The following is a 5072-nucleotide window of genomic DNA, read 5'->3' on the forward strand; positions in this document are numbered from 1 at the left end:
CGTTTAACCTGTCGGTCAGCGGGCAGCTCCGCCGATGGCGGCTACACCTGCGGACCGGCCACACCCTCGACGAGCTGGCACGAAAGATCAACCCGATCGTGCGCGGCTGGGCGCAGTACTACGGGGCGTTCTACCGCTCCGCGCTGCTTCCCCTCCTACAGCGCATCAACGCCTACCTGGTGCGTTGGCTCCGCAAGAAGTACAAACGGCTGAGACCGTTCCATAAGGCCCTGGCCTGCTGGCACGGATGGCCTCCCGCCACCGCAAGACCCTCGTCGTCTGCCGCGCCTGCCACGAGGACATCCACGCGGGACGTCCGACACGCAGATCACGATAGGCACTGGAGAGCCAGCCGCTACGGAAAGCGGGCACGGCTGGTTCGGAGGGGGCCGTCGGAAAAGGACCAGGAAACTGGCACCTCGTCGGCGGCCTACCCTACGTCACGCTCCGTTCTGTGGGAGCCCAGGGGTGCAATTCCCCTGGGCCACCCGACCTCGGGGGCGTGCCGCGTGCGGTTGATCGGTCCTGAGGTCGACCGGGCTGCGTTCCTCCGCGAGGCTCTTCCGCCACTGCTCGACCTCCGGGTCAGGTCGGTCCGCATTCGTCTGCGAGGCGGTGTGAGGTGGAGGACGGGATCGGCGGGCAAGGGGTTGTGTCACAGCGTGTACGCACCGTTCGTGGGGGCGTTAGCGTGGGTCGGTGCCGCCGACGAACCAGCCGCTTCTGCGCGAGTTTATCCATATCCCGGAACGGACGAGCACGAGTGACCTCGTCCTCAGCCTGACCGGGGGTGTCAGCGACCTTGAGGCGGCACTCCGTGACTATGTGATCACGGATGCCCTGGTGGTCAACGAGGGTTGGGCGCGCTCTCGGGCCTTGGGACCGTGCCCAACCTCCACAACTTTCTGGCGCGGATTTCTGGCGCGGACGGGTCGCAGCGTCTGGTGCGGACGGGTCGCAGCCGGCTCCCGCGGCTCCCGCGGCTCCACGATGTCGAGACCCGGTCCGCCATGGGTCATGTTGGTGAATCGAGTTCACAGATGCTAATCTGCCTCTTGGATGTCCGTTAGGTCTGAGATGGGGACCGAAGAGGGCCGGCACGGTGCCACCGGGCCGGGAATCGGTCGCCCGGCGTCCTGCCAGACTGGTCGGGCTGTTCACCAAGGGGGGTATCAGGTGCCGAGTTCGACGACCGAACATGCTCCGTCAGCACGCCGCGTCCGCCAGCAGGCCATGGGCGGGAAGGGACCGGGCCCGGGGGCGCCGGCATCTGACGAGCGTCCCGACATCGGCGCGCTGGTGGAGGTCCGTGGTCAGAAGTGGGTGGTCGCGGACATCGACGGACCGGCCGCCGGCGGGGCGAGGTGGATCGCGCCGGGGGCGGGCGCGGTGGACGTGGGCGCGGTGGACGTGGGCGCGGCGGGGCCTGACGTCGTCGGGGACGGAGCGGCGCCGAGCACCAGCACGTTGGTCACCCTCCAGAGTGTGGAGGACGGTCGCTACGGCCACACCGTCGAGGTGATCTGGGAGGTCGAGCCGGGCCGGCGGGTCCTGCCCAGCGGTTCGCTGCCCGACGTCACCCGGGGCGGCTTCGACCCACCGGGCCGGCTGGCCGCCTTCCTCGACGCGGTGCGCTGGTCGGCGGTGACCTCCGCGGACGCCCGGCGGCTGCAGGCCCCGTTCCGCTCGGGGGTGGCCGTCGAGGACTACCAGCTCGAGCCGGTGGCGCGCGCCCTTGCGGCGCCCCGGGTGAACCTCCTGCTCGCCGACGATGTCGGCCTCGGTAAGACCATCGAGGCCGGGTTGGTCGCCGAGGAGCTGCTGCTGCGGCACCGGGCGCGCCGCATCATGATCGTCTGTCCGGCCGGGCTCACCCTGAAATGGCGCGACGAGATGGCCGAGAAGTTTGGCCGCGATTTCACGATTATTGACGCGGAGCGCTGCGCGGCGGTCCGTCGCTCGCACGGCAGCGCGGCGAACCCGTTCGAGGTCTACCCGCTGACGATCGTCAGCCTGCCCTGGCTGCGTGGCCCGAAGGCGCAGCGGCTGCTCGACGAGGTGCTGCCCGGCGATGGTCAGCCGACCTACCCGCGGACCTTCGACCTGCTCATTCTCGACGAGGCCCATCACATCGCCCCGGCCGCGCCCAGGCAGGTCTACGCGGTCGACTCCCAGCAGACCAAGCTGATCCGCCGGCTCGCGCCGCACTTCACCCACCGGCTGTTCCTGTCCGCCACCCCGCACAACGGCTACCTCGCCTCGTTCACCGCGCTGCTGGAGATCCTCGACGACCAGCGGTTCGCTCGTGGCGTCGAGCCGGACCGGACGGCCGTGGACGAGGTCGTGGTCCGCCGGTTGAAAAGCAGCATCGAGAACGCGGACGGCACCCCGCGGTTCCACCGGCGCCGCTCGATCGACATGCCGGTGGTCTACCCGGACGGCGAACGGGGGATCCACGGCCTGCTCAAGGAGTTTGCCGCACTGCGCCGGGCCCGGCTGGATTCGCCGCGCGGCCGCAAGGCGACCGACCTGGTGACCCTGCTGTTGAAGAAGCGGTTGTTCTCCTCCCCGGCGGCGTTCGGCCACACCGTGGGCGTCTACCGGGAGACCCTCGTGTCCCGGCACGGGCGCCCGGTCCACGCGTCCCGCCTCACGGACGAGGCCGAGCCGGGGATGCCTGGGCCGTGGATGCCCGAGCCGTGGATGGAGGACTATTTCGACGACGTCGCGACCCTGGACGACGAGCAACTCGCCGACGCCGAGGACGACGCCCTCGGCCGGATCGGGCCGATGCAGCTCGATCCCACCGACGGCGAGATCGAGCTGCTGGACCGGATGCGGCGCTGGGCGGACGCCCACGAGGCCGAGCCGGACGCCAAGGCCCGCGCGCTGCTCGATTATCTGAACGCGGTGTGCCGGCTGGACGGGCGGCACTGGTTCGATGAACGGGTCGTCGTGTTCACCGAGTACCGCGACACGCAGATCTGGCTCGCCGGACTGCTGCGCCAGGAGGGGCTCGCCGGGGAGCGGCTCGGCCTGTTGCACGGCGGGCTGTCCGTTGACGAGCGCGAGCAGCTGCGGCTCGCCTTCCAGGCCGAACCGAGCGAGCATCCGATGCGGGTCCTGCTCGCCACCGATGCGGCGAGTGAGGGCATCGACCTGCAGAATCACTGCCATCGGCTGGTCAACTACGACATCCCGTTCAACCCGAACAAGCTGGAGCAGCGGATCGGCCGCATCGACCGGTACGGGCAGCGCCGTTCCCCGGAGATCCGGCACTTCGTCGGCTCCGGCTGGTCGGGCAGCGTCGATTCCTTTGAGGCCGACCTGGAGTTCCTGTCGCGGGTGGTGAAGAAGGTCGCGCAGATGAAGGCCGATCTCGGGTCGGTCAACGCGGTGCTCTCCGATCGGGTGCAGCGTCGGATGCTGGGGGAGCGGATCGACCTCGGTCCCGACGACCTCGACGTCGGTCCGGGCGGCTCCGTGGCTGCCGGAGGCACCGTCCCGGTCGCGGAGAACGTGCGCGAGCAGGTGCGCCGGCTGCGGGCGAACCTCGACGACACGGTCCGCGAGCTCGGCATCACCCCGGCGGCGGTGCGCCGCGTCGTCGGCACGGCACTGAGCCTCGCCCGCCAACAGGCACTCACCCCGTACGTCGACGAGAAGGAGCACGCCGAGGGACTGTTCACGGTGCCGACGCTCACCGGCTCGTGGCAGCGAGCCTCCGCGGGGCTCACCGAGAAGCTGCGCCGTGAGGACCTTCCCCCGGGCACGCCGCCGCGCCAGCGGCCGATCACCTTCGACCCGGCCATGGCGAAGGACCGCGACGACGTCGTGCTCGCGCACCTCGGCCACCGCCTCGTCGACATGTCGACAAGGCTGCTGCGGGGCGCCGTCTCCAACGCCGACGTCGGGCTGCACCGGGTCACCGCCGTGCGCTCGGACGATCCGCGCTGCGAGGAGGTGCTGATCGGCGCGTTCTCCAGGTTCGTGCTGGTGGGCGCGGACGGCGTCCGGCTGCACGAGGAGGTCCTGTACGCGGGCGGCTGGGCGCCGGCGACCGGGCGGTTCCGCCGCCTGGAGAACCTGACGGTCCTCGGCGATCTCGTCGGTACCGCGCTCGCCGCCGGCCGGCCCGTCTCCGGGGAGACGCGGGAGCGGCTCGCCGAGCGCTGGCCGGCGGTGCGGCCCGGGGTGCTCTCCGCCCTGGAGTGGCGGACGAGGACCCGCCAGGAGTCGCTGACCCGCCTTCTCGGCCAGCGCCGGGCCGCCGAGGAGAATCGGATCACCACTATCCTCGATCAGTTCGCCGCGACGCTGCGCGGTGCGATCGAGGATCCGGAGAACGACGAGGACGCCCTGTTCAGCCGGTTCGAGATCGCCAGGAGCCGCGAGGAGCTGGCCCAGTACCGCAAGGACCGGCAGGCGTGGCAGGACCGGCTCGACCGGCTGGACCAGGAACGGCGACGGGAGCTCGACGTGATCGCGCAGCGATACCGTGACCCGGGGCAGCACCAGTTCCCCGTCGCGGTTGTCCTGGTCGTGCCGGCAGCGGAGGAGGCGCGATGAGTACCGTGGGTGCCACCACGCGGGGCCGGGGCATCCCCGGAGGTCGCGGCAGCGGTGGCGGCAGCGGTGGCGGTCGGCGCCGGCCGCCCGCGCCGGACGGCTCCGCGCAGCACCGCGAATGGCTGAGCCTCATCGAGGTCAGCGGGCCGTTCCTCAGCCTGCCCGTGCTCCGGCGGGTCTGGCCGACGCTCGACCCGCTGGAGAAGAAGACCCGGGAACGCCTGCGCCGGGAGCACACCGCCTGGCTGGACGATCCCGCCGGCGGCCAGGCGGCCTGGGTGCGTTTCGTTCTCGGCGAGCTACTCGGCTGGGGGAACACGCTCGTCCTGCCCGATGGCGCGGGTGGCGCGGACGGCGCGGGTGGCGCGCTGCGCTCGTTCACCGTCGACGTCGGCGAGCACGACGCGCACCTCGTGCCGTCCTTCATCCTCGTCGATCCGGACACAGCGGACACAGTGGCCGGGGGGGGACACAGTGGCCACGGGGGACACAGCGGCCGGGGG

At 71.2% G+C, this 5072-nt stretch carries 2 protein-coding genes and 2 pseudogenes; all 4 read left to right on the forward strand.

All coding sequences use genetic code 11. The features are described 5' to 3' along the window. Positions 1–8: 8 nt before the first annotated feature. A pseudogene (locus AC08OX_RS14720) lies at positions 9–215 on the forward strand (group II intron maturase-specific domain-containing protein); the annotation flags it as partial. Positions 216–247: 32 nt separating this feature from the next. Further along, complete coding sequence (locus AC08OX_RS14725; RefSeq protein ID WP_476608342.1) at positions 248–337, forward strand: hypothetical protein; 90 nt, start codon at positions 248–250, stop codon at positions 335–337. Between the two features lie 722 nt (positions 338–1059). Continuing rightward, positions 1060–4569: a DISARM system SNF2-like helicase DrmD gene (gene drmD, locus AC08OX_RS14730; protein WP_476608343.1), complete on the forward strand. Its 3510-nt coding sequence runs from the start codon at positions 1060–1062 to the stop codon at positions 4567–4569. Then, positions 4566–5072 (forward strand): annotated as a pseudogene (locus AC08OX_RS14735) (Eco57I restriction-modification methylase domain-containing protein); the annotation flags it as partial. The gene drmD and the pseudogene AC08OX_RS14735, both read left to right, overlap by 4 nt.

Source organism: Frankia sp. CoBUL1, assembly GCF_978021245.1.

Coding starts and splice junctions, on each gene's coding strand:
- AC08OX_RS14725 (WP_476608342.1), top strand. CDS start 248: ATGGCCTCCCGCCACCGCAAGACCCTCGTCGTCTGCCGCGCCTGCCAC.
- drmD (WP_476608343.1), top strand. CDS start 1,060: ATGTCCGTTAGGTCTGAGATGGGGACCGAAGAGGGCCGGCACGGTGCC.